Origin of the sequence: Nonomuraea sp. NPDC050540 (assembly GCF_044457485.1) — a bacterium.
Taxonomy (GTDB): Bacteria; Actinomycetota; Actinomycetes; order Streptosporangiales; family Streptosporangiaceae; genus Nonomuraea.
This window is the reverse complement of the sequence record NZ_JBITHA010000001.1, coordinates 561,214-586,555: the sequence shown is the minus strand read 5'-3', so window position 1 is coordinate 586,555 and position 25,342 is coordinate 561,214. Positions and strand designations below refer to the sequence as shown.

General features: G+C 70.9%; 23 protein-coding genes. 8 read left to right on the top strand and 15 right to left on the bottom strand.

Going from position 1 to position 25,342, the window contains the following annotated elements; genetic code table 11:
- The 5 genes from ACIBI5_RS02665 to ACIBI5_RS02645 all read right to left on the bottom strand — a co-directional run bounded on the left by ACIBI5_RS02665 (position 1) and on the right by ACIBI5_RS02645 (position 5,697).
- Positions 1–1,128, bottom strand: coding sequence for a serine hydrolase domain-containing protein (locus tag ACIBI5_RS02665; RefSeq protein WP_397242438.1), 1,128 nt, complete (start codon positions 1,126–1,128; stop codon positions 1–3).
- A gap of 158 nt (positions 1,129–1,286) precedes the next feature.
- The gene (locus tag ACIBI5_RS02660; protein ID WP_379640912.1) at positions 1,287–2,495 is read right to left on the bottom strand and encodes an ROK family protein; all 1,209 of its coding nucleotides are present in this window, start codon (positions 2,493–2,495) and stop codon (positions 1,287–1,289) included.
- Complete coding sequence (locus tag ACIBI5_RS02655; protein ID WP_397242436.1) at positions 2,495–3,754, bottom strand: sugar ABC transporter permease; 1,260 nt, start codon at positions 3,752–3,754, stop codon at positions 2,495–2,497. Before ACIBI5_RS02655 ends, ACIBI5_RS02660 begins: the two co-directional genes overlap by 1 nt.
- A complete protein-coding gene (locus ACIBI5_RS02650) occupies positions 3,751–4,506 on the bottom strand; it encodes an ATP-binding cassette domain-containing protein (protein ID WP_397242434.1) in 756 nt (251 codons plus the stop codon). Before ACIBI5_RS02650 ends, ACIBI5_RS02655 begins: the two co-directional genes overlap by 4 nt.
- Positions 4,507–4,596: 90 nt before the next feature.
- Positions 4,597–5,697, bottom strand: a complete 1,101-nt coding sequence (locus tag ACIBI5_RS02645; RefSeq protein ID WP_397242432.1) for a sugar ABC transporter substrate-binding protein — start codon at positions 5,695–5,697, stop codon at positions 4,597–4,599.
- Between the two features lie 147 nt (positions 5,698–5,844).
- On the opposite strand from ACIBI5_RS02645, the gene ACIBI5_RS02640 reads away from it, so the two are divergent.
- Positions 5,845–6,255, top strand: a complete 411-nt coding sequence (locus ACIBI5_RS02640) for a nuclear transport factor 2 family protein (RefSeq protein WP_397242430.1) — start codon at positions 5,845–5,847, stop codon at positions 6,253–6,255.
- A gap of 64 nt (positions 6,256–6,319) precedes the next feature.
- Positions 6,320–7,432 carry a DUF5685 family protein gene (locus tag ACIBI5_RS02635; RefSeq protein WP_397242428.1) on the top strand — a complete coding sequence of 371 codons (1,113 nt, stop codon included), beginning with the start codon at positions 6,320–6,322 and terminating at the stop codon, positions 7,430–7,432.
- Positions 7,433–7,436: 4 nt separating this feature from the next.
- Here ACIBI5_RS02635 and ACIBI5_RS02630 read toward each other — a convergent pair whose 3' ends face one another.
- On the bottom strand, positions 7,437–8,126 hold the full coding sequence (locus ACIBI5_RS02630) for a sulfite exporter TauE/SafE family protein (RefSeq protein WP_397242426.1): 690 nt from the start codon (positions 8,124–8,126) through the stop codon (positions 7,437–7,439).
- A gap of 120 nt (positions 8,127–8,246) precedes the next feature.
- Between ACIBI5_RS02630 and ACIBI5_RS02625 the strand changes: the two genes are divergently transcribed.
- Entirely contained in the window at positions 8,247–8,954 is a 708-nt protein-coding gene (locus ACIBI5_RS02625; RefSeq protein WP_397242424.1) for a neutral zinc metallopeptidase, read from the top strand.
- 57 nt (positions 8,955–9,011) lie between these two features.
- Here ACIBI5_RS02625 and acnA read toward each other — a convergent pair whose 3' ends face one another.
- Together acnA and ACIBI5_RS02615 are read right to left on the bottom strand one after the other, a co-directional pair.
- On the bottom strand, positions 9,012–11,726 hold the full coding sequence (gene acnA / locus ACIBI5_RS02620; protein ID WP_397242422.1) for an aconitate hydratase AcnA: 2,715 nt from the start codon (positions 11,724–11,726) through the stop codon (positions 9,012–9,014).
- 154 nt (positions 11,727–11,880) lie between these two features.
- The gene (locus tag ACIBI5_RS02615) at positions 11,881–12,609 is read right to left on the bottom strand and encodes a metal-dependent hydrolase (RefSeq protein ID WP_397242420.1); all 729 of its coding nucleotides are present in this window, start codon (positions 12,607–12,609) and stop codon (positions 11,881–11,883) included.
- 197 nt (positions 12,610–12,806) lie between these two features.
- On the opposite strand from ACIBI5_RS02615, the gene ACIBI5_RS02610 reads away from it, so the two are divergent.
- On the top strand, positions 12,807–14,744 hold the full coding sequence (locus ACIBI5_RS02610; RefSeq protein WP_397242418.1) for a ricin-type beta-trefoil lectin domain protein: 1,938 nt from the start codon (positions 12,807–12,809) through the stop codon (positions 14,742–14,744).
- A gap of 94 nt (positions 14,745–14,838) precedes the next feature.
- On the opposite strand, the gene ACIBI5_RS02605 is transcribed toward ACIBI5_RS02610, so the two are convergent.
- The gene (locus ACIBI5_RS02605; RefSeq protein ID WP_397242416.1) at positions 14,839–16,092 is read right to left on the bottom strand and encodes an MFS transporter; all 1,254 of its coding nucleotides are present in this window, start codon (positions 16,090–16,092) and stop codon (positions 14,839–14,841) included.
- Between the two features lie 61 nt (positions 16,093–16,153).
- On the opposite strand from ACIBI5_RS02605, the gene ACIBI5_RS02600 reads away from it, so the two are divergent.
- The 3 genes from ACIBI5_RS02600 to ACIBI5_RS02590 all read left to right on the top strand — a co-directional run bounded on the left by ACIBI5_RS02600 (position 16,154) and on the right by ACIBI5_RS02590 (position 17,998).
- Positions 16,154–16,666: a CGNR zinc finger domain-containing protein gene (locus ACIBI5_RS02600; protein ID WP_397242414.1), complete on the top strand. Its 513-nt coding sequence runs from the start codon at positions 16,154–16,156 to the stop codon at positions 16,664–16,666.
- A 67-nt stretch (positions 16,667–16,733) separates the two neighbouring features.
- Positions 16,734–17,468, top strand: coding sequence for a PadR family transcriptional regulator (locus ACIBI5_RS02595; RefSeq protein WP_397242412.1), 735 nt, complete (start codon positions 16,734–16,736; stop codon positions 17,466–17,468).
- 5 nt (positions 17,469–17,473) lie between these two features.
- Positions 17,474–17,998 (top strand): DUF1707 domain-containing protein, encoded by a 525-nt coding sequence (locus tag ACIBI5_RS02590; protein ID WP_397242410.1) that lies wholly within the window; start codon positions 17,474–17,476, stop codon positions 17,996–17,998.
- Here ACIBI5_RS02590 and mug read toward each other — a convergent pair.
- Both mug and ACIBI5_RS02580 read right to left on the bottom strand, forming a co-directional pair.
- Complete coding sequence (gene mug / locus ACIBI5_RS02585) at positions 17,990–18,514, bottom strand: G/U mismatch-specific DNA glycosylase (RefSeq protein ID WP_397242408.1); 525 nt, start codon at positions 18,512–18,514, stop codon at positions 17,990–17,992. The two genes, ACIBI5_RS02590 and mug, sit on opposite strands and share 9 nt — an antisense overlap.
- A 10-nt stretch (positions 18,515–18,524) precedes the next feature.
- Positions 18,525–19,925, bottom strand: coding sequence for a sugar porter family MFS transporter (locus ACIBI5_RS02580; RefSeq protein WP_397242406.1), 1,401 nt, complete (start codon positions 19,923–19,925; stop codon positions 18,525–18,527).
- 183 nt (positions 19,926–20,108) lie between these two features.
- On the opposite strand from ACIBI5_RS02580, the gene ACIBI5_RS02575 reads away from it, so the two are divergent.
- Positions 20,109–21,335 carry an MFS transporter gene (locus tag ACIBI5_RS02575; protein WP_397242404.1) on the top strand — a complete coding sequence of 409 codons (1,227 nt, stop codon included), beginning with the start codon at positions 20,109–20,111 and terminating at the stop codon, positions 21,333–21,335.
- A 156-nt stretch (positions 21,336–21,491) separates the two neighbouring features.
- Here ACIBI5_RS02575 and ACIBI5_RS02570 read toward each other — a convergent pair whose 3' ends face one another.
- The 4 genes from ACIBI5_RS02570 to ACIBI5_RS02555 are packed head-to-tail and all read right to left on the bottom strand — an operon-like array spanning position 21,492 to position 25,331.
- Entirely contained in the window at positions 21,492–21,944 is a 453-nt protein-coding gene (locus ACIBI5_RS02570; RefSeq protein WP_397242402.1) for a GNAT family N-acetyltransferase, read from the bottom strand.
- 32 nt (positions 21,945–21,976) lie between these two features.
- Positions 21,977–23,116 carry a sensor histidine kinase gene (locus ACIBI5_RS02565; protein ID WP_397242400.1) on the bottom strand — a complete coding sequence of 380 codons (1,140 nt, stop codon included), beginning with the start codon at positions 23,114–23,116 and terminating at the stop codon, positions 21,977–21,979.
- On the bottom strand, positions 23,113–23,778 hold the full coding sequence (locus ACIBI5_RS02560) for a response regulator (protein WP_397242398.1): 666 nt from the start codon (positions 23,776–23,778) through the stop codon (positions 23,113–23,115). The genes ACIBI5_RS02565 and ACIBI5_RS02560 overlap by 4 nt, the downstream gene beginning before the upstream one ends.
- Complete coding sequence (locus ACIBI5_RS02555) at positions 23,778–25,331, bottom strand: carboxylesterase/lipase family protein (protein WP_397242396.1); 1,554 nt, start codon at positions 25,329–25,331, stop codon at positions 23,778–23,780. Before ACIBI5_RS02555 ends, ACIBI5_RS02560 begins: the two co-directional genes overlap by 1 nt.
- Positions 25,332–25,342 lie beyond the last annotated feature (11 nt).

Genomic DNA, 25,342 nt, shown 5'->3' with positions numbered 1-25,342 from the left:
TCAGGACGCGCACAGCGCGCGGTCGATCAGGTCGCCCGACGCCTTCTCCTGCTTCAGCGACCGCTCGTCGCCGATCTGCGTGGACATGAAGACCACCACGCTGCGCCGGCCGTCGGCGCTCACGCCGGTGCGCGTCTTGTAGCCGTAGTCGTCGCCGCCGTGGTGCCAGTACACGCCGCCGCAGGACAGCGGGCGCGAGCTGAGCCCGAGGCCGTAGCGCGCCCCCGGCCACCCGGCCTCGTGGGCGGGCGCGCGCACGGTCTTCTTCATCTGCGCGAGCTGCTCCGCCGGCAGCAGCCTGCCGCCCAGCAGCGCGCGGAGGAACCGGCCGGTGTCGGCGGTGGTCGAGATCAGTCCGCCCGCCGCGTCGCCGTCGAACTTCGAGGTGAGGTCCACGGGCTTGGCCGGCGGCATGAGGAGGTAGCCCCTGGCGTGCGGCTTGGGCACCTCGTTCGACGCGCCCGACCACAAGGTACGGCGCAGCCCCAGCGGCCCGCTCACCCGGGCCGCCACCTCCTTGTGCCACGGCCGGCCCGTCGCCTTCTCGATGATCAGGCTGATGAGCAGGTAGCCCGTGTTGTTGTAGCGCCACTCGGCGCCCGGCCGGAACTCCGGCTTGTGCTTGACCGCCCTCTCCACGATCTCCAGCTCGGTGAAGCGCTCGTAACGGTGCTCCAGGATCTCTTCGAGCGAGGCGTAGCCCGGGTAGGCGTCGTACAGGCCGCTGGTGTGCTGGAGCAGCATGCGAAGCGTGATCGTGTTTCCGTCGTTGCCGTTGCCCTGGACGACGCCGGGCAGGAGCTTCTCCACGGTGTCGTCGAGCGACATCTTGCCCTCGGCGACCAGTTGCAGCGCCACGGTGGCCACGAACGTCTTGGTGGTGCTGGCGATCCTGCTGTAGCCGTTGGCCGGGACCGGGCGCCGCGTGCCGTGGACGGCCGTGCCCGCCGTGGCCACCAGGTTCCGGCCTCCGTCGGTGACCCTCGCCTGGACGCCGATCGTGCCCACGTCCTTGATGGCGTTGACGTCGCGTTGCAGGTCGGCCCGGCCGTACCCGGGGCGGGCGGTCGCGCCGGCCCCGGCGGGCAGCGCGACGGACATGACGGCCGCGGTGACGGCGGTGAACAAGACTGCTCGATATGCGTGGCGCATGAACTCTTCTCCGTGTCGAACGCTGATGCATCCGACACTAGAAACAGGATCATGCCTTGTGATCGGCCGTACGCCCGGTCCTGCCCTCGGCCGCCGGGACGATCCGCCCGGGGTCCGGGCAACTTTGGATGCGCTCAGCCGCCCGCGCGGGCCAGGACTTCCAGCGGGTCGGCCAGTACATGGGCGAAGGCCAGTTCCGCGGCGCCCACGAGGGTCGCGTCGTCGGCCAGCGCGGAGGTCCGCAGGCGCAGCTTCTCCCGCTGGGGCGCCAGGGCGCTGACCGCCAGCCGGCTGCGCACCTGGGCGGCCGAGCCGAGGTAGACCTCGCGCAGCATGCCGCCGAAGATCACCATCTCCGGGTTGAACAGATTGACCAGGTTCGCCACGCCCAGCCCCAGCCAGTCGCCGACCTGGCGCAGCGCCTCCTGGGCGACGATGTCCCCCCGGTCGGCGGCGTCGACGACGTTGCGTACCGCGTCGCGGCCCTGGTGGCCCTCCTCCGGGCTCCTGCCCGCGGCCTCCAGCAGGGCGCGCTCCCCCACCTCCGCCTCCAGGCAGCCTCGCGAGCCGCAGGCGCACTGCCCGCCGCCCGGGTTGATCACCATGTGGCCGATCTCACCGCCGTAGCCGTCGTGGCCGCCGAGCAGGTGGCCGCCGGCGATGATCCCGCCGCCGACGCCGACGTCCCCGTGCAGGTAGACCAGGTCGCGCACGCCCACGCCCACGCCGCGGCTGTGCTCGGCGAGCGCGGCCAGGTTCGCGTCGTTGCCCACGCTCACCGGCAGCCCGAAGGCCAGCCGCCTGCCCAGTGCCTCGCCGAAGGGCGCCTCGTCGGCGTGCAGGTTCGGGCCGAACCTGATCACGCCGTCGCTTCTGCGCACGCCGCCGGACACGGCGGCGCCCGCCCCGACGCAGACGGCGTCGTGGCGGGCCTTGCGCCGCATCTGCCGGGCCGCGGCGGCCAGGTCCCCGGTCAGCTCCGTCAGGTCGAACGGGCCGCGCCGCCGTACCGACTCCCTTCGGTCGAGTATCACCCCGCCCAGCCCGACGCGCGCGACGGCCAGCCGATCGGGACCCACGTCGAAGGCGAAGACGTAGACGCGCGCCGACTCGGGGCGCACCACCAGCGACGGCCGGCCGGCGCGGCCGGTCTCGCGCGGCAGTTCCTCGCGCACCAGGCCCGCCGCGGTCAGGTCGGAGGTGAGCGCCATGATGGTGCTGCGGTTCAGGCCCATGCGCGAGGTCAGCTCGGCGCGGGAGATCGGCCCGCCCAGATGGACATGGCGCAGCAGCGTGCCGAGATTGTGCCGCCTGATGTCCTCCTGGGATGGCCCCGCCCGCATCACCTCAGACCCGCTGCGGCCGCCCGCCTGCGCGCCAGCGCGTCGACGCCCGCGGCCAGCAAGAGGACAGATCCGGTGACCAGGTATTTCACGCTGGAACCGTACTGCATCAGGCCCATGCCGTTTTCGATGACCGCCACCACGGCGCCGCCCAGCACGGCGTCGAGGACCCTGCCCTTGCCGCCGAACAGGCTCGTCCCGCCGATCACCGCAGCTCCGACGGCATACAGCAGGACCGTGCTGCCTCCGGTGTTCGGGTCGACGGAGTTGGCGCGGGAGGCGGCGATGATCCCGCCGACCGCGGCCATCGACGAGCAGATCACGAACGCGCCGATCTTGATGCGGTCGACGTCGATGCCGGCCCTGCGGGCCGCCTCCGCGTTCCCGCCGACCGCGTAGACATGCCGTCCGAAGGGCATACGGCGCAGCACGAACGTCCACAGGACCAGCAGCGCCAGGATGACCGGCACGACGATGGGCACGCCGGTGAGCGAGATCGTCAGCGGGTTGCGGCTGCGTTCCAGGTTCAGGACGTGGACGGCGAGCCCGGCGATGACCGCCAGGCTGCCCACCCGCGCGGCGATCAGCGAGAACGGGTCGGCCACCAGCCCGCGCGCGGCCCGCCGTCGGGCCCGGGTGAGCTGGAGCGCCGCGTAGATCACCACGCCGGCGGCGTAGAGCGCCCAGCCGAGCGCGGGCGTCATGTTCTTGGTCGCGATGGCGACGATGACCGGGTCGGCGATGGAGATGTTGGTGCCCTCGTCCAGCATGATCAGCACCACGCCCTGGAAGGCGAGGAAGGCCGCCAGCGTGACCACGAAGGACGGGATGCCGACCTTGGCCACCAGCGAGCCCAGGACCACCCCGATCGCCGAGCCGGTGAGGATGGCCGCGATCACGGCCACGTACCAGGGTTGCCCGAGGTCGGTGAGCGTGACGGCGAGCACCGCCGCGCAGACGCCGCTGGCGAAGCCGGCCGACAGGTCGATCTCGCCCAGCAGCAGGACGAAGACCAGGCCCATGGCGATGACGGTCACCGCGGCGCCCTGGGTGAACAGGTTGGCGAAGTTGATGGCGGTCAAGAACGAGGGCCGGGCGATCGCGAAGACCGTGCAGAGCACGACCAGGCCGATGACGGCGGGCAGCGCGCCCATGTCGCCGCCGCGGACCCGCTCCCCGTAGGCGCGGGCGCTGTGCCCGATCGACGGCGCCTGCACCGCCGTGATGATGGCCTCTTTGTCCTGCACGAGCTTGCTCATGGCGCGATCCCCAGTTCTCCGCTGCGACCGGAGGTGATCAGTTCGACGACCTGCGCGTGCGTCACGTCGGCGGTGCGGACCTGGGCCGCCATCCTGCCGAGGTAGAGCGCCGCGATCCGGTCGGAGACGGCGAACACGTCGTTCATGTTGTGCGAGATGAGCACCACGGCCAGGCCCTGGTCGGCCAGCCTGCGCACCAGTTCCAGCACCTGGGCGGTCTGGGCGACGCCGAGTGCGGCGGTGGGCTCGTCGAGGATGACCACCCGGGAGTTCCAGAGCACCGCCTTGGCGATGGCGACGGTCTGCCGCTGGCCGCCGGACAGGCTGGCGACCTGTTGCCGGATGGATTTGACCGTGCGTACCGACAGGCCGGACAGCGTGCGCTCGGCCATCTCCTCCATCGTCGCCTCGTCCAGGACCAGGCCGCTGCGGCGCTCGCGGCCGAGGAACATGTTCTGGACGATGTCGAGGTTGTCGCAGAGCGCGAGGTCCTGGTAGACGATCTCGATGCCGAGCGCTCCGGCGTCGCGCGGGGTGCTCACCTGGACGTCGTCGCCGTCGAAGAGGATCCGGCCGGCGTCGACGGGGTGGATGCCGCCCACGCACTTCACGAGCGTCGACTTGCCGGCGCCGTTGTCGCCGACCAGAGCGGTGACCTCGCCGGCGTGGGCGGAGAAGGCGACGTCGTGGAGCACTTGGACGGGGCCGAAGCTCTTGTCGAGGCCGCGTACTTCGAGAAGTGGGGTCGTCATGGGGCTCCCTCGGAGGAGGGTACGGCAGGCCGCCTTGTGGGCCGCTTGCCGTACCTTAAGCCGAAATTTCGGGATCTAGAGGGGGTTGGGTTAGCTGATTCCGGCTTCTGTGCACTTGGCGGCGAAGTCGCCGGTGCAGAGTTCGTCCTTGGTCACGTAGCCGTCGGCCACGACGTCCTTGACGGTGTCGAAGGTGATGGGCTGGGGGTCGAGGAGTTCGGCGGGGACGTCCGCGCCGGTCTGGGAGTCCTTGACGGTGCCGCTCGCCGTCGGCTTCTCGCCCTTGGCCAGCGCGACCGCGAGCTTGGCCGCCGCGTCTGCCTCCTTCTTGACGGCCTTGTAGACGGTCATGCACTGGTCGCCGGCCAGGATGTTCTGCAGGCCCTGGACGGTGGCGTCCTGGCCGGTGACCGGGACCTTCCCGTTGAGGTTGTTCTTCTTCAGCACGGTGATGGCGGCGTTGCCGAGCCCGTCGTTGGCCGCCAGCACGCCGGCGATCTTCGGCTGACTGGTGAGCATCTGCTCGAACAGCGTGCCGGCCTTGGTGTTGTCCCACTCGGGGACCGACTCCTCGGGGCCCTTCACGTACTCTCCGGCGTCGAACTTGGGCTTCAGGACGCCGTCGTAACCCTCCTTGAACAGCGTCGCGTTGTTGTCGGTGGGCGAGCCGTTCAGGTAGGCGACGATGGGCTTGCCTGCCTTCTTCTCGGCCAGGCACTTGCTCAAGCCCTCGCCCTGAAGGGTGCCGACCTTGGTGTTGTCGAAGCTGACGTAGTAGGCGGCGTTGCCGCCGAGCGTGAGCCGGTCGTAGTCGATCGTGGGCACGCCCTGCGCCTTGGCCTTGTCGATGACGGTCTTGCCGGTGCCGCTGTCGAGGTTGACGATCATCAGCACGGTCGCGCCGTTGGTGATCATCTGGTCGGCGATGGTCTGGAACGCGGACTTGTCGTTCTGGGCGTTCTGGATGTCGAAGGCGACCCCGGCCGCCGTGAAGGCCTCTCCCAGGAACTTGCGGTCCGCCGTCTCCCAGCGGGCCGAGGACTTGCTGTCGGGCAGGATGACGCCGACCTTGCCGGGCTTGGCAGTGGCGGCTCCCGTCGTCGCGGTGGTGCCGGTGGTCGTGCCGCTCTCGCCCCCGCAGGCGGCCAGACCCAGGATGAGCGCGGCGGCGCCCAGGATCCCCTTGCGCATGGCAGACCTCCCTGAATGTTGTTTGCGGCAACGTATTCCGCCAGGGACCTCTTGGGAAGGGGCTCCGAGGCCGGAGTTTGTTGTTCCGCATAACAATCGTGAAACGTGGGTCTTGCTCGTGTACGAGCTGTCGCGTTGTCTGGGCCCATGGACGATCACTGGGCCATCGGCGACCGCCTGGCCACCTACGCCTACGCGCTGGACAGCGGCGCCTGGGACCTGCTCGACGAGGTGTTCACGCCCGACGCCGTGCTCGACTACACCTCCGCCGGAGGAATCAAGGGGCCGTTTCCCGAGGTCAAGGCCTGGCTCGCCGAGGTGCTGCCGCACTGGCCAGGCCGGCTCCACCTGATCGGCGCCACCCGGGTCGCGGTGCGCGGGGACGCGGCGGAGGTCTCGGCCTCGTTCACCGACACGCTGGCGCCCGGCCGGGAGCTGGCCAAGCCGGCCGGGATCCTGCAGGGCGGCGGCTGGTACCACCACCGGATGACCAGGACGGCCGCCGGGTGGCGGAGCCGGGAACTGGTGGAGGAGCAGACCTGGCGGACCATGCACTGAGGCCCTCCCCTGTCCTAGGTCACCGGTGCTACGGTGAGCACCGCCGTACCGGTTGAGGGGGCGTATGTTCGGGATTGTCCGGCCATGTCGGCACGGCATGTGCGGGGGGATGTTCAAGGACTGGCTGGGGCATCTGTGCGGCCTGTGCCTGGCCCTGCGGGACGAGCATGGGCAGGCGGCGCGGCTGGCGACCAACTATGACGCGCTGCTGGTGTCGGTGCTGGCCGAGGCGCAGACGGACGCGCCCACCCCGCGGCGCACCGCTGGGCCGTGTGCTCTGCGGGGGTTCAGGACGGCCGGGGTCGTGGAGTCGGAAGGGGCCCGGCTGGCCGCGTCCGTCTCGCTCATCCTGGCGGGGGCCAAGCTGCGCGACCACATCGCCGACGGCGACGGGCCCTACCGGCGCCGGCTCGTCGCCGCGACGGCCGGGCGGCTGGCCGGGCGCTGGTCCGGCGCGGGAGCCTCGACGGCGGCCGCCCTGTCCTTCGACCCCGCCCCGCTGACCGGGGCGGCCCTCGCCCAGGTGGAGCTGGAGCGGTCCGGCGGCCGTACGCTCGCCACGCTCACGGCGCCCACCGAGGACGCGGTGGCCGCCGCCTTCGCGCACACGGCGGTGCTGGCGGGGCGGCCCGGCAACCGCGAGCCGCTCGAACACGCCGGGCGGGCCTTCGGGCGGCTGGCCCACCTCCTGGACGCGGTGGAGGATCTGGCCGAGGATCGCGAGCGGGGGGCCTACAACCCGCTGCCGGCCACCGGTACCGCTCTCGCGGACGCCCGTTCCCACTGTGAGCGCGCGCAGGCCGATCTGCGGGCGGCCGTGGACGGGCTGGAGCTGCCCCGGCCCCGGCTGGCCAAGGCGCTCCTGGTCCATGAGACGTCCCGGGCGATCACCCGCACCTTCGCCGAGGGCACCTCGCCATCCGAGCCGCCGGCGCACTCGCCCCCCGAGCCGCATCCCCGCAAGCCGGATCCCGGCGGGCTGATCTCGCTGGCCTGTGCCGCCTTCTCCTGCTGCACCTGCGGGCTCTACCAGCCTCCGTGGGAGGAGGAGGACTCGCGGTGCTCCAGTTGCGCCAACTGCGGGGACGTCTGCTGCCATCTGCCCGACTGCTGCACGAGCTGCGACTGTTGCTCGGACTGCGACTGCTGTTCCGGCTGCGACTGCTGCTCGGCCTGAGCCGTCACCGCATAACGCTCTGGCCGATGAGCACCAGCGCGGAGACGGCCGCCACGATCAGAATCGCCGCACGCACCTTCCCGCCGTCGAGGTAGCGCCGCAGCGGCCCTGACACGAGAAATCCAGCGATCATGGGTACGAGCAGCGCCGCCCCCGTGGCCAGCGCCTTGCCGGGCAAGCGGTCCACGAACGCCAGGACGGCCAGCGACTGGGCGGCGCTCAGGGCGAAGAACATGGCCAGTGTCGCCCGGATCTGCGGCCCCTTGGCGCTCTGGTACACCAGGCCGATGGGCGGGCCGCCGATGCCTGTGGCCGTACCGGTGACGCCGGAGACGAACCCGGCGGCGGCGAGTGTGGCGCCGTTGCGCGGCACGCTCAGCGCCCGCGCCGTCAGCCCCACCGCGATGAGCACCATCACGCCGACGAGCACGCCGAGTGTGTGGGCCGACACGTAGACGACGACGAATCCTCCGATGACCGTGCCGGGCAGCCGGCCGAGCACCGCGAACCCCAGCCCCCGCCAGTCCACCCTGCGCCACTCGGCGGCCAGCGTGAACAAGGGCAACGTGAAGTTGACCACCTGGATCGCACCGGGCATGACGCCGGGGTCCAGGATCGTGAGCACGGGCGCGGCGATCAGCCCCAGCCCGAACCCGACGCCTCCCTGGACAATTGCCCCGATGAAAACCGCCAAACTACCAATTGTCAGGACCAGGGCAAGATCGCTCATGCCGGAGAGTCAACCACCGTCCCATCCATCCCATCCCACCGCCCTGGTCACCACTGAGCCCTATGATCCGTGTTTGTGCCCCTCATGCAGACCGTTGCCGTGCTGTCCGTGCTGACCCTCACCACCGCCCCGGCCGCCGATCCGTGGGCGGGCACCGGCAGGCTCGCCGTCCAGTCGTGCGAGGAGCCCGAGCTGATCTCCGGCGGGGTGGCGCGGCCCAGGGAGTATCTAGTCGCGATGGTGAAATGTCTTGATAAGGCGTGGGGTGGGCATTTTGCTCGGGCGCGGATGCCGTTCAGCAAACCCAAGGTGCGCTATTTCGACGCGCCGCAGGATCGGATCTGCGGGTTCGACTGGCCAGAAGGAACTGCCGCCTTCTACTGCCCGGGGCCGCGCACGCTGGTGTTCCCGCTGACCGGCGACTGGATCGAGGGGCGGACCGATCTGCTGCCGCTCAAGATCGCGGCCCACGAGTACGGACATCACCTGCAGAGCCTGACCGGCGTCCGGGCCGCCTACGAGCGCGGGAAGGCCACCGCCGAACGCGGGCGCCGCTACGAGTTGCAGGCCGACTGCCTGGCCGGGGTGTTCCTGGCCGGGGTGTGGCGGTCGCTGCCCCGGGACACGAAGGACTGGGCGGCCCTGGTCGAAGTGGTACGGGCCAGCGGCGACGACCTCTACCGCACCCACGGCAGCGGCGCCAACCGCGTCTACTGGCTGAAGCGCGGCTTCACCGGCGCCCGACCCGCCTCCTGCGACACCTGGTCGGCGGCACGGTCGCGGGTGGCGTGACGTACCCCGTGAGAAGGCCCCGCCGCGAGCGGACGGCGGCGGGGCCCCTCGTGCCGGCTACTTGGCCAGCAGCGAGCGGAGCACGTACTGCATGATGCCGCCGTGACGGTAGTAGTCGGCCTCGCCGGGGGTGTCGATGCGGACGACCGCGTCGAACTCGACGTCGCCGGCCTTCACGTGCACGGTCCGCGGGATGCCGCCGTCGTTGAGCGCCACGACGCCGGTGATCTCGAAGGTCTCCTCGCCGGTGAGCCCCAGGGACGCGGCCGAGGCGCCCTCCGGGTACTGCAGCGGCAGGACGCCCATGCCGATCAGGTTCGAGCGGTGGATGCGCTCGTAGGACTCGGCGATGACGGCGCGGACGCCGAGCAGCGCGGTGCCCTTGGCGGCCCAGTCACGCGAGGAGCCGGAGCCGTACTCCTTGCCCGCGAGGACGACCAGCGGCGTGCCGTTGGCGGCGTAGTTGACGGAGGCGTCGTAGATGAACGACACCGGCGCGCCGGCCTGGGTGAAGTCGCGGGTGTAGCCGCCCTCGGTGCCGGGGGCGATCTGGTTGCGCAGGCGGATGTTGGCGAACGTGCCGCGGATCATGACCTCGTGGTTGCCGCGGCGCGAGCCGTAGGAGTTGAAGTCCTTGACCGCGACGCCGTGCTCGTCGAGATACTGCGCGGCCGGGGTGCCGACCTTGATCGCGCCGGCGGGCGAGATGTGGTCGGTGGTGACCGAGTCGCCCACCTTGACCAGCACGCGCGCGCCGGAGATGTCGGTGACCGGCTCCGGCTTGACCGGCATGCCCTCGAAGTAGGGGGCCTTGCGGACGTAGGTGGAGTCCGGGTCCCACTCGAAGGTGTTGCCGGTGGGGATCGGCAGCGAGCGCCACGTGTCGTCGCCCTTGAAGACGTCGGCGTAGTCGCGCTCGAACATCTCGCGGCCGATCGAGGAGTTGACGACGTCCGAGATCTCCTCGGGCGAGGGCCAGATGTCCTTGAGGAAGACCGGCTCACCGTCGTTGCCGACGCCGAGCGGCTCGGTGTCGAGGTCGATGTCCATCGTGCCCGCGAGCGCGTAGGCGACCACCAGCGGCGGCGAGGCCAGGTAGTTCATCTTCACGTCGGGGTTGATGCGGCCCTCGAAGTTGCGGTTGCCGGACAGCACCGCGGTGACGGCCAGGTCGTTGTCCTGGACCGCCTGGGAGATCTCGGGGATCAGCGGGCCCGAGTTGCCGATGCAGGTGGTGCAGCCGTAGCCGACCAGGTTGAAACCGATCTTGTCGAGGTACGGCTGCAGCCCCGACCGCTCGAAGTACCCGGTGACGACCTGCGAGCCGGGAGCCAGCGAGGTCTTGACCCACGGCTTGCGGTTCAGGCCCTTGTCGACCGCGTTGCGGGCCAGCAGCGCGGCGCCCAGCATCACGTAAGGGTTGGAGGTGTTGGTGCAGCTGGTGATCGCGGCGATGGTGACGATGCCGTGGTCGATCTCGAACGTGGTGCCGTCGGCCAGCGTCACCGGGCACGGCTTGTGCGGCCGGCCGTTCGCGCTCTGCGCGGGCGGGTCGGAGGCCGGGAAGCTCTCCTTGCCCGCCTCGTCGTCGGCGACGAAGTTGGCGACGTCGTGGCGCCAGGTGTCCTTGGCGGCCGACAGGGCGATGCGGTCCTGCGGGCGCTTCGGCCCGGCGATCGACGGGACGACCGTGGCCAGGTCGAGCTCGATGTACTCGGAGAACTCGGGCTCGGCGCCGTCCGGGTCGAGCCAGAGGCCCTGGGCCTTGGCGTAGGCCTCGACGAGCGCGATCTGCTCCTCGGAGCGGCCGGTGAGGCGCAGGTAGTTGGTGGTCTGGCCGTCGATCGGGAAGATGGCGCAGGTGGAGCCGAACTCGGGGCTCATGTTGCCGATCGTGGCCCGGTCGGCCAGCGGCACGGAGGAGACGCCTTCGCCGTAGAACTCGACGAACTTGCCGACCACGCCGTGCTTGCGCAGGATCTCGGTGATCGTCAGCACCAGGTCGGTCGCGGTGGCGCCGGCGGGGAGCTTGCCGCTGAGCTTGAAGCCCACGACGCGCGGGATCAGCATGGAGATCGGCTGGCCGAGCATCGCGGCCTCGGCCTCGATGCCGCCGACGCCCCAGCCGAGGACGCCGATGCCGTTCTCCATCGTGGTGTGGGAGTCGGTGCCCACGCAGGTGTCGGGGTAGGCCTTGCCGTCGCGCGTCATCACCACGCGGGCCAGGTGCTCGATGTTGACCTGGTGCACGATGCCGGTGCCGGGCGGGACGACCTTGAACTCGTCGAAGGCCGTCTGGCCCCAGCGCAGGAACTGGTAGCGCTCGCGGTTGCGCTCGTACTCGCGCTCGACGTTGCGCTGGAAGGCGTCGGGGTGGCCGAAGAAGTCGACGATGACGGAGTGGTCGATGACCATCTCGGCCGGGGCCAGCGGGTTGATCTTCGTCGCGTCCCCGCCGAGCTCGCGTACGGCCTCGCGCATCGTGGCCAGGTCGACGACGCAGGGCACGCCGGTGAAGTCCTGCATGATCACGCGGGCCGGCGTGAACTGGATCTCGACGCTCGGCGCCGCCTTCGGGTCCCATCCGCCCAGGGCGCGGATGTGGTCGGCGGTGATGTTGGCGCCGTCCTCGGTGCGGAGGAGGTTCTCCAGCAGGATCTTCAGGCTGTACGGCAGGCGCGCCGAGCCCTCGACGGCGTCCAGCCGGAAAATCTCATACGACGCGTCGCCGACGCGTAGCGTGTCACGGCTGCCGAAGCTGTTCGCGGACACGGTGAATCGCCTCCTCGGTGGACCAAATACTCAGTCAAATCCTGCCGCACCCGGGGACCGGACAAGACGTTAGGTAACCCTAACCCGCAGGTTGCAGCGGATATCTCGACATCAAGATATCCCTAAAGTATCTCGACATCAAGTTAAACCGCCCTCACAGGGGCGCGAGCCGCCAGAACAACAGCCCGACGATCGCCACCGACAGCACCGGGGCCAGGATCTTCTGCTCGAACTTCTTGCCCGTCTTGATCCCGATCTTCCACGGCAGCACCCACCGCGCCGCCAGTGGCCACAGCACCGGGCACCCTCTCTCGGTCATGCAGTCACCCACGACATGGATGAAGCACCCGATCCCCACCGCCAGCCCCAGCCACGCGTAACCCACCCCGAGCGACATGAACACGACGAACAGCCCCGCGGTCAGGCCGATGTTCACCATGGCGGAGCCGGTCTTGTTGCCGGGGATGCCGATGCCGATGGCACGCAGGGCCAGGCCGATCAGCAGGACGACCATGATGTCGCGCCCGATCGGGTACGTGTTCGCCAGCCAGTGCGCCCCGAACCCCACCGCCACCGCGAACGCCAGCGAGTGCGTCATCCCCCGGTGCCCGCCGCTGATCCACGCGACCACCTTCGACAACGCCCACGTCACCGGCCCGAACGTCTGGGCGATGGTCGCGCTCGGGTGGTCGAGGTCGGGCAGCATCGCCGCCCCCGCGCACACCAGCGCCCCGGCGATGAGCTCGGAGGGCGTCAGCGCGCTGGCCATGATCCCGGTCTCGATGAACCGGCTCGACTCGTTCAGCAACGGCAGCGCCGCGAACGCCGGCGCCAGTCCCAGCCACGCGATCGCTCCGGTCATCGCGTGCGAATGCCCCATCATGCGAAGATCACAAAGAGTTACTGTAATGCAAAATCCCGCCCTGGCGGAGGTATCCCCAAGGCCACTGGCACGACCGCCGCCCGCCACCCACCCGGGCTTCCCGCGATCGCGGACCCATTCACATGAGCCCTGTTCACATTTCCGGAATCTTGAGGTTACTTGTGAGTATCACTCATGATTACCGGAGGTACCCCCCAATGCGCTTACCCCTGGCCCTGCTGGCGGCACTGACCGTGCTCGTCACACCGGCCCAAGCCCAGGCAAGCACCGCCAACCCCCTCCCGCCTCACCTGGAGACCATCCGCAAGGCCGAGGCGGTCAAGCTCTACGGCGACGACGCCATCCGCCCGCTGCCCCAGCGCAAGACCTCCCTCGCCGCGCTCGGCGACAGCGAGATCTCCGGCGAGGGCGCCGTCGACCGCTCCCTCTACGAGCCCGGCACCGACGGCCCCGACAACTGGTGCCACCGCTCGACCAAGGCGGCCGTGCACGTCACGCGGATCCCCGCCGACGTCACCTACAACCTGTCCTGCTCCGGCGGCGCGACCAACGACATCACCATCGGCGGCACCCACCAGTACGAGGAGCTCAACCAGGGCGAGAACCTGTCGATCAAGGCCCGCAACACCCGGATCAAGATGATCACCGTGGTCGCCGGCGCCAACGACGGCGGCGGGCCCGAGTTCGGCCCCACGATGACCGACTGCGTCACGCGCCGGGTCCTCTTCCAGGGCAACTGCTGGCCCAACCAGGACCCGACCTGGCAGCAGCGCGTCGACTTCATCGTCCCGCGCGTGGCCAAGGCGCTGACCGACGTCAAGCAGATCATGGCCGAGGCGGGGTACGCCCCCGGCGACTACCAGCTCGTCGCCATGTCCTACCCGGGCCCGGCCAGCCCCGACGTCGAGGACAACCCGAACTTCCCCGGCTGGTACAACGGCGGCTGCCTCGGTTACCTGTCCGACCTGGCCTTCGCCCGCAACAAGGCGGTCCCGATCTTCGAGCAGGGCATCCGCGCCGCCGCCCAGCAGGCCGGCGCGCGCTACCTGGACGCCAGCCGCCTCTTCCACGGCACCGAACCCTGCCAGGACACCACCTGGGTGACCGGCCTGCACGCGGTCAACGGCGACTTCTTCAACCCCAACGCGGTCCGGCAGTCGTTCCACCCGAACACCTCCGGGCACGCGGCGTTCGGCGCCTGCCTGACCCAGTTCTACAACGCCGGCACCAACGCGGCCACGTGCATGAACCCGGCCGGCTCGCTGAGCCCGCGGCTGTACGCGGGGCTGCCGGAGTTCAAGCAGCTCAGGCACGCGGCGACCGGCACCTGTGTGGACGTGGAGGGCAATTCCTCGCGTAACGGCCGCAAGCTGCTCACCTGGCCGTGCGAGGCCACCAGGAACCAGGCGTTCTGGTACGACCCGTCCACCCAGGCCGTCCACTCCCAGCTGTCGCAGGACCGGTGCGCCGACATCAACGGCGGCAACCTGGTGGCCGGCACCGCCGTACAGGTGTGGAACTGCAACGCGAGCCCGGCACAGCGCTGGACCTTCGACGGCGCGCGCCTGCACGCCGCGGGGGCGCCGTCGCTGTGCGCCACCTTCCCGGGTACGGCCCGCGCCCTCGGCGACGGCATGGTCCTGGCTCCGTGCGACGGCGGCGACCAGCGCCAGGTGTTCACCTGGGAGGCCAAGACCGCGGTCGTCTACCAGCAGCTGAAGCTGTCGGGCAAGTGCCTGGACGTGCCGGGGACCAAGCCGGCCGGCGGCGCGAACCTGCTGCTCTACTCCTGCGACGGCAGGGCCGACCAGTTCTGGGGGTTCAACACGGTCTCCGGGCAGCTGCACAACCTGGCCGACCCCGGCCTGTGCGCCGACGTCGAGGGCGGCACGATGGCCCAGGGGCAGCCGGTGCAGGTGGCGAACTGCTCCGCGGCGATCGGCCAGTACTCGGCCTCGATGCGCTGGAACCTGTCCGGCGGCGGCTATGCCTCCCGCAAGGACCCGTCATGGCTGATCGGCGCGGCGGGCTCGGCCGACAACACGCCGGTGACCTTGCAAAGGGCGGGAACCTGGACCCCGGGTGAGAGCCGCCGGCCCGACCCGTGGAAGTTCATGACCGTCGACATCTACTGAAAACCCACAGAAACTTACGGAAAACGCAGACGAGGTCGTTTCCAGCGGCGACAGCACCCCCCAGCCCTGCCGACGCGGAACGACCTCGTCTGCTCTAGATAACGGCCGTCTTTCCCGTGCTGTTCCCGGATTCCGCAACTTTTTCGTGATCTGTCTCACTCTCGGCCAGCGCGGCCGGGGTGACCGCCCGGAAGAAGGGCACCACGATCACCAGAGCGAGCGCGGCGAACAACGCGAAGGCCACCCTGACCCCGGCGAACTGGGCGACGAGCCCGGCCACGAGAGAGGCGACCGGCATCGCCCCGTAGCCCAGCATGCGCCCGGCGGAGGTGTAGCGGCCGAGCAGCCGGTCCGGCACGATGCGCTGCGCGATCGTCCGGGAGTTGACCGTCCACAGCGTGCCGCCCATGCCGCCGACGAAGGCCGTGGCGCCGACCGCCCACGCCACGGGCAGCACGGCCGGGACGAGCACCATGAGGAACGTCCCGACCAGGTCGGCGAACAACGCCCAGCGCACGCCCAGCAGCCGGTTGATCAGCGCGACCGTCAGCGCCCCGGCCAGGCCGCCGAGGCCGATGGCGCTGATGAGCAGGCCGTATCCGGCCGCGTCGAGCCGGAGCTCCTGGATCGCGTAGATCGGCAGCAGCGCCAGCCAGGCCGCCCAGCTCGCGCCGAGCACGGTGACGGCCAGGTTGAGCGTGCGCAGGAGCCGGTGGTTCCACAGGAAGGCGAGCCCTTCGCGGATCTCGCCGCGGACCGACGTCGGGCCGGACACGGGTGCCGCCGCGGCCCGGAAGCGGCCGACGAGCAGCGCGAGCAGGACGGCGCCCAGCGCGAAGCCGATTCCCGCCGAACCGAGTGCCACCGACAGGCCGATCCCGACCAGCAGGCCGCCGACCGCGGGACCGGCGAACTCGTTCATCAGCGTCTCGGCCCCGGCGATCCAGGCGTTGGCGCGGGTCAGCCTCTTGGCCGGTACGGCCGCGGGCACCAGGGCGCCGATCGCCGCGCTGGCGACCACCTCGGCGACGCCCAGCGTGAGACCGGTCGCGTACAGGAGGGGGATGGACAGCCAATCGGCCATCGCCGCGGCGAGCAGGACCGCGACGGCGCCGAGCCGGACCAGGTTGGCCACGACGGCCAGCCGCCGCCGGTCGCCGCGGTCGGCGAGGACGCCCGCGTGCAGCGAGACCAGCAGCCACGGCAGTGTCAGCGTCACGCCCACGCCGGTGATCAGTGCCGGTGAGGAGGTCAGCCCCACCGCGGCCATCGGCAGGGCGACCCGGCCGATGCCGTCGGCCAGGTTCGTGACCGCGGTGAACCCGACCAGGGCGCCTTCGTTTCTCATATCAACCACCTATCGCATTAGAAGGTTAGATCTAAACCACCTAAGTGTTTAGATGGAAGGCATGATGGAACCGTCTCCCGCGACCCTTCTCATCGAGGCGTTCGCGAACACGATCGACGTCGAAGAGGGCACCGATCTGCTGTCCGAGCCCGGCGGACTGCGGAGCTGGCTGACCGCCCACGGCCTGCCCGGCCGCGTGGACGAGCGCGCCTTCCAGCAGGCCAGGCTGCTGCGGGCGGGGCTCAGGGAACGGCTGCTCGCCAACAACGGCGAGGAGCCGGACGAGCGGGCCATCGCCAAGGCCGAGGAGGTCCTCGACTACCTGCCCGTGACGGTGAGCCTCAGCGCCGAGGCGCCGCTGCGGGCGGAGGGACCGCTGGCGGCCATCGCCGCCGCCTGGGCGAACACCGCCGCGACCGGCGAATGGCAGCGGCTGAAGAGGTGCCCGAACCACGCCTGCGCCTGGGTCTTCTGGGACGGGACGCGCAGCCGTACCCGGAGATGGTGCTCGATGCGGGTGTGCGGAAACCGGGCGAAGGTGCGCGCGCACGCGGAACGGCAGCGGACGACGTAGGCTTGTCATCGACCGGTTGTCGATATATCTTTGAAGCATCGACAGCATTCGACGATAGGAGCAAGACATGTCTTCCGCACAAGCGTCAGGTGGCCCTTGGCCCCACGCGCACGAGTTCAAGCGCGCCGCCCGTGAGGCGATCAGGAACCTCTCCGAAGCCTTCGAGCAGAGCGCCGAGCACCACCACCGCCATCGGGGCGGCGGCGGTCCGCACGAGCACCGAGGCCGCGGCAGGCGCGGCGGTCCCGGCCCGTTCGGCTTCGGTCCCGGCGGCCCCTGGGGCCAGGGCGGTCCCTTCAGCGGGGGCCGCGGCGGCTGGGGAGGCTGGGGCGGCCGGCCCCGCAAGGCCAAGCGCGGCGACGTCCGTTCCGCCATCCTCGCCCTTCTGGCCGAGGAGCCCCGCAACGGCTACCAGATCATCCAGGAGATCGCCGAGCGCAGCGAGGGCGGCTGGAAGCCCAGCCCCGGCGCCGTCTACCCGGCGCTCCAGCAGCTCACGGACGAGGGCCTGGTCGTCGCCGACGAGAGCGAGGGCCGCAAGACCTTCCGCCTCACCGAGGCGGGAACCGCCTACATCGAGGAGCACGCCGACGAGGTACGCGCCCCGTGGGACGAGATGCGCCCCGACATTGACGACAACACCGCAGATTTGTGGGATATTGCCCGCCAATCCGCCTTCGCCATGATGCAGGTATTGCAGACTGGCAGTGAGGCGCAGATCCGCGAGGCCCGCAAGGTGCTCACGGAGACGCGCCGCAAGCTCTACCAGATCCTGGCAGACGGCGACCCTGGCGAGGAGTGACCTGAGTGGACGCGCACGACCTCCGGATCGGCGATGCCGAGCGTGAGCGGACGATGGCCTCCCTGCGCGAGCACTTCGCGCAGGGCCGCCTGAACCATGAGGAGCTCGACGAGCGACTCGACCGCACGCTGGCCGCCCGCACCGCACGCGACCTGACCGCGATCACCGCCGACCTCCCCTCCTCGGAGCACGGCTACGCGCCACCCCCTCCGGTCAAGGAGGGCGCCTGGGACGACCGGCACGCCTACCAGGAAATGATGCGTGCCCATCGTCACCAGATGCGCGAGGCGCGTCACCAGATGCACGACGCGCACCGGCAGTGGCATGACATGCGCCACAAGATGCGGCACCAGGGCCGCACCCGCCACCATCACGGACCGGGGCCGATCGTGCCGTTCCTGGTGGTGTTCGGGATCGTCGCGATGATCGTGGGCGGCTTCGGGGCACTGAAGTTCGTGCTGCTCTTCGCGATCGGCGCGATGATCTTCAGCTCCATCCGCCGCGCGGCCATCCGCCGGTCCCTACGCTGACGCGCCGGGCTCACCGCCCGGCGCCAGCGACTGTCTCAACCTGCGCAGCTCGGCCGCGATCGCGTCGAGGGTCCAGTGCGCGTTCAGCCCGCTCGGGTTGGGCAGCACCCACACGGGCGTGTCCGCGATCTTCCGCTCCTGCGCCCCGATCGTCGCCTTGGGTACGGCGAAGGCCGTGCGAAAAGCCGACACCCCGAGCACGGCCAGCGTTCTGGGCCGGTGCTCGCTCAGCAGCGCCGCCAGCCGTACACCCCCCTGCGCGAGCTCGGCCCGCGACAGCTCGGCGGCCTTGGCGCTCGCCCGGGGCACGATGTTGGTGATCCCCAGCCCATAGGACGGCAGCAGGTGCTGCTCGGCCGGCGCCAGCAGGCGCGGCGTGAACCCCGACAGGTGCAGCGCGGGCCAGAACCGGTTGCCCGGCCGGGCGAAGTGATGCCCGGTGGCCTCCGACATGAGCCCGGGGTTGATGCCGCAGAAGAGCACGTCGAGATGGGGGCCGAGCACGTCGTCGATCACAGCGGCGAGATTAGCCCATGTCTTCGAGCTTGCGGCCCTTGGTCTCCTTGACCCACTTGGTGACGAAGAGGAAGGACAGGACGGCGAAGGCGGCGTACATCGTGTAGGTGAACGGCAGGTTCCACTCCGACAGCGCCGGGAACGAGACCGTGATCAGCCAGTTCGCGATCCACTGGGCCGCGGCGGCGACGCCGAGGGCGGCGGCGCGGATCCGGTTCGGGAACATCTCCCCCAGCAGCACCCAGACCACCACGCCCCAGGACAGGGCGAAGAACAGCACGAACACGTTGGCGGCGACCAGCGCGATCGTGCCCTGCGGGTTCGGCAGCGTGACCACGCCGTTGACCGTCTGGGCCGCGCTGAACGCCCACGCCGCCGTGCCCAGCGAGATCGCCATGCCCGCCGAGCCGATCAGCAGCAGCGGCCGGCGGCCGATCCGGTCGACCAGCGAGATGGCGATGAACGTGCCGATGATGTTGATGACCGAGCTGGAGAAGCTGATGAGCAGCGAGTTGCTCTGGTCGATGCCGACCGACTGCCAGAGCACCGACGAGTAGTAGAAGATCACGTTGATGCCGACGAACTGCTGGAACACCGACAGGATGATGCCGATCCAGACGATCGGCAGCAGGCCGAGCGCCCGGCCGCGCAGGTCCTTCATCGTCGGGCGGGCCTCGGTCTTCAGCGAGTGCTGGATCTCGGCCACGCGGGCGTCCAGGTCGATGTCCGGGCCCTCGACCTCGGCCAGCACCTTCCGCGCCACCGTCGAACGCCCGGCCGCGATCAGGTAGCGCGGCGACTCGGGGATGGTGGAGGCGAACAACAGGTACAGCAGCGCCGGCACCACACACGCGCCCAGCATCCACTGCCACGCCTGCAGGCCCCACAGCGGGTTGTTCACGTCGCCGCCGGCCACGCGCGCCAGCAGGTAGTTGACCAGCTGCGACACCGCGATGCCGAGCACGATCGCCAACTGCTGGAACGACCCGAGCCGCCCCCGGTAGGCGGGCGGCGCCACCTCCGCGATGTACGTCGGCCCGAGCACCGAGGCCATGCCGATCGCCACGCCGGCCAGCACCCGCCAGAACGCCAGGTCCCAGATCGCGAACGGCAGCATCTGGCCGATCGAGCTGATCGCGAACAGCACCGCGGCGACCTGCATGGTGCGGGTCCTGCCCCACCGGTCGGCCAGCCCGCCGCCGACCCACGCGCCGATGGCGGAGCCGAGCAGCGCGATCGCCACCACGAAGCCGGTCTCGACCGAGCCGACCTGGAAGTGTTTCTGGATGCCGGTGACGGCGCCGTTGATGACGGAGCTGTCGTAGCCGAACAGGAAGCCGCCGATGGCGGCCGCGGCCGTGATGAAGACGACGTGCCCCAGGTTCTCCTGCTGCGACTGCGGTGTGGCCATGTTTCCGGACGTACCCGGAGATTGATCAATAAACGGCTCTACTTAGGCAAAGAGAGGGAGCCGCGGCACGACTCCCGGGGGCGGAGCAACACGGTGATCACCTTCCACGGCCGGATTTGGCCCAACGAGAAGGAGGGAAAGTGGCGCTTATATCGGGCTAAGTCTGGCGATTAATGTACCTGCATGTCACGGATCGTCCCGCCTCCCGGGCCTGCCCGCACCCTCGCGCTGGCACAGCTCACCAACTCCCTCGGCGACGGCGCCTTCTACGCCTCCTCCGCGCTGTTCTTCACCCGGGTCGTCGGGCTGTCGGCCGCGCAGGTCGGCGTGGCGCTGACCGTGGCGTGGGCGTGCGGCATGCTGGCCGGGGTACCGCTGGGACACGTGGCCGACCGGTGGGGGCCGCGGCGTACCGCCGTCGTGCTCGCGGTGGCGACCGCGCTGGCCCTCAGCGCCTTCCTGGTCGTCCGCGCCTACCCGCTGTTCATCCTCGTGGCCTGCCTGTACGCCTGCTGCCAGGGCGGACTGACCTCCGCCAGGCAGGCGCTGCTGGCCGGGCTGGTGCCCCCGGAGGAGCGCACCGCCGTCCGCGCCCACCTGCAGTCGACGCTGAACGCCGGGCTCGCGGTGGGCGCCGGCATCGGCGGGCTGGCACTCTCCTTCGACACCGCGCCCGCCTACCTGGCCGTCTTCGCCCTGGACGCCGTCGCCTTCCTGCTGGCCGCGCTCATGCTGCTCCGCCTGCCCGAGGTGCCGCCCGTCCCCGCCGCCCCGGCCGGGACCCGCGCGCCGCGCCTGGCCGTGCTGCGCGACCGCCCGTACGCGCTGATCACCTTCCTCAACGCGATCATGTACCTGAACATGCCGCTGCTCAGCCTCGGCCTGCCGCTCTGGATCGTCGAACGCACCGACGCCCCCAAACCCGTCGCCGCCGCGCTGCTCGTGGTCAACATGCTCTCGGTCGTGATCTTCCAGGTACGGGTGGCCCGCCGGGTCACCGACCTGCCCGGCGCCGCCAGGGTGGGCGGCCGGTCCGGCTGGGTCTTCCTGGCCGCCTGCCTCGTGTACGCGGTGTCCGGCGCCCACATCGGCCCGTGGGCGGCGGTGGCGGTGCTGGTGGCCGCCGCCCTCGTCCAGGTGTTCGGCGAGATGATGCAGGGCGCCGCCGCCTGGGAACTCGGCTTCGGCCTGGCCCCGGCCGACAAGCAGGGCCAGTACCAGGGCTTCTTCGGCATGGGCCCGCAGATCGCCCGCATGCTGGGACCGGTGCTCATGACCACGCTGCTGATCGGCTGGGGGACGGCGGGCTGGCTCGTCCTGGGCGGCCTGTTCCTGACCGCCGGCCTGGCCCTCGGCCCCGCCGTCCGCTACGCCCAGCGCACCCGCGCCCCCCTCCCCGCCCACCCCTGACGGTCCTTCCTCCGGTCGGGCCGCCCTCCTGGGCCCGCCCCGTTGCCCAGTTGTGTGGTCGGCCGGTTGAAGGACACCATCGTGCCTACGGCAGACCGTGTCCGGCGCGGGAGCAGATGGAACGGGGAACGCACAACACCACGGAAACCGAGATGATCAGCCCAGGATGAGCATGAAGTGTTCCTCGCCGTCGTGGACGACGGTGCCCGCGTGCCGGAAGCCGAGCTTCTCCAGCAGCCGCACCGAACCGGTGTTGCCCTTGTGCGGGTCGGCGTGCAGCGGGCGGGTCTTCTCCTCGTGGAGGTAGAGGGTCAGCGCCCGGGTGCCGACGCCCTTGCCCCAGTGTTCGCGGCCCAGCCAGTAGCCGACGAAGCGGCGGGTCTCATCCGTCCAGGACACGATGTTGCCCGCCGTCACGCCGTCCACGGTGACGGTCCTGACCAGGACGCCGGGGTCGCCGAGGATGTTGGCCCGCCAGTGGTTCATGAACCGCTCGCGCGGGCGGGAGGGGAAGTTGGCCCGCGCGCTGGCCTCCTCGTCGTGCTCCTGCTCGAAGAACACCTCGAGGTCGGCCTGCTCCACGGCGCGCAGCCGCACATCTACGCTCATGCCGGAGGAGTCTGGCACCCGCCACCGACAATTCAGGGACGCTGGTCGGCCGGGATCGTGGCGGTGACCGCGAACCCGCCCTGCCCGTCGTCCTCGGCCGCGAACACCCCGCCCAGCAGCGACACCCTGCGGCGCAGCCCGATGAGCCCCATCCCGGAACCGGCCGCGGCCAGCTCGGGCGCGGGGGTGGAGCGGGACGCCTGATTGCGGACCTCGACCTCCACCCGGTCGCCGAAGTAGGAGAGCGAGACCGTCACCGGCGCGCCGGGCGCGTGCTTGCGAGCGTTGGTCAGCGACTCCTGAACCACCCGGTACGCCGCCCGCGCCACCACGGCGGGCACCGCCGAAGCGTCACCCGAGACCTCGAGAGTGATCCCCTCCCCCGAGGCCAGCTCCGCCAGGTCTCCCCCGGTGTCACGGTCGGGCGGCCGGCCGCCCACGCTCTTGCCCGGCAGTTCGTCACCGGCGACCACCTGCATCAGCTCGCGCAGTTCGTCGAGCGTGCGCGCCCCGGCCCGGCGGATCTGGTCGGCCGCGGTGCGGGCCGACTCCTCGCGGGCGGTGACGCGCAGCGCCTCGGCGTTCAGGACGATCTCGGTGACGTGGTGGGTGACGATGTCGTGCATCTCGGCGGCCAGTCTCCGCCGCTCGGCGACCTCGGCGCGTTCGGCCAGCAGACGGCGTTCCGCGTCGGCGAGCTCGGCCCGCCGCCGCAGCGAGCCGATGAGCTCGTAGCGGGTCTTGAGCCAGAGCGCCACGAGTGCGGGCAGCGCCGTGGCCGACAGCGCGAAGTACAGCGCGGTCCAGGTCGGCGCCCAGATCGGGATCGCCAGCAGGGCCAGCGCGGCGGCGAACGCGAACGCCTGGCGCCACGGCAGCACGTACACCAGGAACGACACCACGAGCGGCGCCGCCAGCGGAGCGAACGCCTGCGTGGTGCCCGCGTTCAGGGCCAGCGCCGCCGTGGCGGCCAGGGTGAGCGTGCCGACGGTACGCGGGAGCCGTACCACGCCGAGAAGACAGACGTCGACCAGGAGGTTCACGACCAGCTCCGCGACCTGACCGCCGCCCGCGAACAGGAAGACCTGCGCGGTCGCGCACAGGACGGCCGCGCCCCACGAGGCCCGCACCACGGCGCGGCGGTCGCCGGCGGTGAGGTCGGGCCTGGTCACGGCGGGTCACCCGGCAGCAGCCCCGCCCGGTGGGCCAGCACCGCGGCCTGGGTGCGGTGGGTGAGGCCGAGCTTGGTCAGCAGCCGCGAGACGTAGCTCTTCACGGTCGTCTCCGACAGGAACAGCCGTTGCGCGATCTCCGGGTTCGTGAGCCCTTCGCCCAGGCAGACGAGCACCTCGCGGTCGCGCTCGGCCAGTTCCTCGATCCTGGCGCGGGCGCTCTCGCCGCGCGCGGACCGGTTCACCAGCCGTTGCGCGGCGATCGGCGACATGACCACGTGCCCGTCGGCCGCGACTCTGATGAGGTTGAGCAGGTCCTCGGCGGGCGTGGTCTTGACCAGGTATCCGCTCGCCCCGGCGGCCAACGCGGCGCGCACGTGGGTGTCGGAGTCGAAGGTGGTCAGCGCGATCACGGTGGGCGGGTCGGCCAGGGCGGCGATCTCCCGGGTGGCCGTGACGCCGTCGACGCCGGGCATCCGCAGGTCCATGAGCACCACGTCGGGCCGCCCCCGCAGGACCTCCTCGACCGCCTCCGCCCCGTCGCGCGCCTCCCCCACGACCTCGATCTCCGGGCTGGAGCCGAGGATGGTCCGCAGGTGGCCGCGGACCATCGGGTCGTCGTCGACGAGCAGCACCCTGATCATGCCTGCCGAGTCTGTCATCACCCCAGTGTCCCGCTCCAGAACCCGCACTGGTGCGCCCGGTCCAGGTCGACGGGGCCGATGCCGCCCTGCTCGGCCGGTTTGAGACTGACGGCGCGCCCGCCGGTGAAGGCGGGCCAGCCGTGCGGCCGGCCGGTGCGGGCGAAGGAGGTCCAGGCGTCGATCATCTGGTCGGCCAGGCGCCACTGCCCGGCGGTGAGGTCGTCCCAGGGCTGCCCGCCCAGGTCGAACAGGTACGGCAGCTCACTGGCATGCTGCGCGCCCGGCGGGAAGCCGGCCGGCACCCGCCCGATGTTGGGCGCCTTCTCGTCGGCGAACTCGTAGGCGTAGACCCGGGTGTGCTCGGCCATCTCCCGGTCCGCCCAGAGCGTCGGGCAGGCCCAGGCCCGGTCACTGGCCACGGTGGCCCAGGCCAGGGCCGGGCTCCGGTAGGCCGACAGCGGGTACTTCCTCATCGCGGCCTCGGCGTGCGTGCCGAAGGCGCCCTTCATGAGCCGCGGGTAGTTCTCCGCCGTCACCGGGAATCCGGCCTGGGCGGCGCCGGAGACGAAGCCGTTGCCCTCGTCCTTGGTGCCGCCGGACAACACCGGGATCTTCATGAACCTGCCCTGGCGCAGCGCCTCGGCGGGTTCGCGGGGCAGCAGCGGCGTGCCGTACGCGAGACTGCTGGAGAAGCTCTCGTTGACCGGCATCAGCGCGGCGGCGGGCTTGGCGCGCAGGCACTCCAGCTCCCGGCCCGCCGGGCAGCCCAGCTTCTTCGCCGCCTCCAGACCGGTGGCGTGGTTGGCCTTCAGCGAGGTATAGGGCGTGAAGGACGGCATGCCGGGGATCGGCAGGTACGTGCCGCTGACCCACTCCAGCATGCAGGAGCCGGACTGGATGATCGCCCGGTCGGCCAGCCCGCGCGCGGCCGGGGAGGTGAGCAGGGCGCAGGTGCTCATCCCGCCGGCCGACTCCCCGAACAGCGTCACGTTGCCCGCGTCGCCGCCGAAGGCCGCGGCGTTGCGCTTGGTCCAGCGCAGCGCCTCCAGCTGGTCGGCCAGGCCGAAGGTGCCGGATCCGGCCAGGCCGGGCAGGCCGAGGTAGCCGAACGCGCCGAGCCGGTAGTTGACCGTCACCACCATGACGCCGCCCTTGGCGGCCAGGCGGCGGGCGTCGTAGGCCGCGCCTGAGCCGGTGGTGTAGCCGCCCCCGTGAAGCCACACCATCACCGGCAGCCGCTTGCCCGTGCGCTTGGACGGGACGGTGACGTTGACGAACAGGCAGTCCTCGGCGCCGACCCTCTTGCCGGCCTCGGTCTGCGTGCACTGCTCGCCCGGCTTGGTGGCGTCGGCCACGCCCGCCCACGGCTCGGCCCTGACGGGTTCCTTCCAGCGCAGCGGGCCGACGGGCGCACGCGCGTACCGGATGCCGCTGAAGGTGGTGACCGCGGCCTCGGTCTGGCCGCGGATCCGGCCCGAGTCCAGTTCGACCACGGTGGTCTCGGGGGCCGCGGCGTGCGCGGCCCCCGAGACGAGGAGCAGGCAGAGCCCCGCGAGCAGGGACGCTCTCATGACGACTTCCT

Excerpts from the sequence above, each read along its gene's own strand:
- ACIBI5_RS02650 (WP_397242434.1), bottom strand. The coding sequence starts at position 4,506 with ATGACGACCCCACTTCTCGAAGTACGCGGCCTCGACAAGAGCTTCGGC.
- ACIBI5_RS02660 (WP_379640912.1), bottom strand. The coding sequence starts at position 2,495 with ATGCGGGCGGGGCCATCCCAGGAGGACATCAGGCGGCACAATCTCGGC.
- ACIBI5_RS02635 (WP_397242428.1), top strand. The coding sequence starts at position 6,320 with ATGTTCGGGATTGTCCGGCCATGTCGGCACGGCATGTGCGGGGGGATG.
- ACIBI5_RS02605 (WP_397242416.1), bottom strand. The coding sequence starts at position 16,092 with ATGAGAAACGAAGGCGCCCTGGTCGGGTTCACCGCGGTCACGAACCTG.
- ACIBI5_RS02580 (WP_397242406.1), bottom strand. The coding sequence starts at position 19,925 with ATGGCCACACCGCAGTCGCAGCAGGAGAACCTGGGGCACGTCGTCTTC.
- ACIBI5_RS02600 (WP_397242414.1), top strand. The coding sequence starts at position 16,154 with ATGATGGAACCGTCTCCCGCGACCCTTCTCATCGAGGCGTTCGCGAAC.
- ACIBI5_RS02610 (WP_397242418.1), top strand. The coding sequence starts at position 12,807 with ATGCGCTTACCCCTGGCCCTGCTGGCGGCACTGACCGTGCTCGTCACA.
- ACIBI5_RS02645 (WP_397242432.1), bottom strand. The coding sequence starts at position 5,697 with ATGCGCAAGGGGATCCTGGGCGCCGCCGCGCTCATCCTGGGTCTGGCC.
- ACIBI5_RS02570 (WP_397242402.1), bottom strand. The coding sequence starts at position 21,944 with ATGAGCGTAGATGTGCGGCTGCGCGCCGTGGAGCAGGCCGACCTCGAG.
- ACIBI5_RS02575 (WP_397242404.1), top strand. The coding sequence starts at position 20,109 with ATGTCACGGATCGTCCCGCCTCCCGGGCCTGCCCGCACCCTCGCGCTG.
- ACIBI5_RS02655 (WP_397242436.1), bottom strand. The coding sequence starts at position 3,754 with ATGAGCAAGCTCGTGCAGGACAAAGAGGCCATCATCACGGCGGTGCAG.
- ACIBI5_RS02555 (WP_397242396.1), bottom strand. The coding sequence starts at position 25,331 with ATGAGAGCGTCCCTGCTCGCGGGGCTCTGCCTGCTCCTCGTCTCGGGG.
- ACIBI5_RS02640 (WP_397242430.1), top strand. The coding sequence starts at position 5,845 with ATGGACGATCACTGGGCCATCGGCGACCGCCTGGCCACCTACGCCTAC.
- ACIBI5_RS02615 (WP_397242420.1), bottom strand. The coding sequence starts at position 12,609 with ATGATGGGGCATTCGCACGCGATGACCGGAGCGATCGCGTGGCTGGGA.
- ACIBI5_RS02595 (WP_397242412.1), top strand. The coding sequence starts at position 16,734 with ATGTCTTCCGCACAAGCGTCAGGTGGCCCTTGGCCCCACGCGCACGAG.
- ACIBI5_RS02625 (WP_397242424.1), top strand. The coding sequence starts at position 8,247 with ATGCAGACCGTTGCCGTGCTGTCCGTGCTGACCCTCACCACCGCCCCG.
- ACIBI5_RS02560 (WP_397242398.1), bottom strand. The coding sequence starts at position 23,778 with ATGACAGACTCGGCAGGCATGATCAGGGTGCTGCTCGTCGACGACGAC.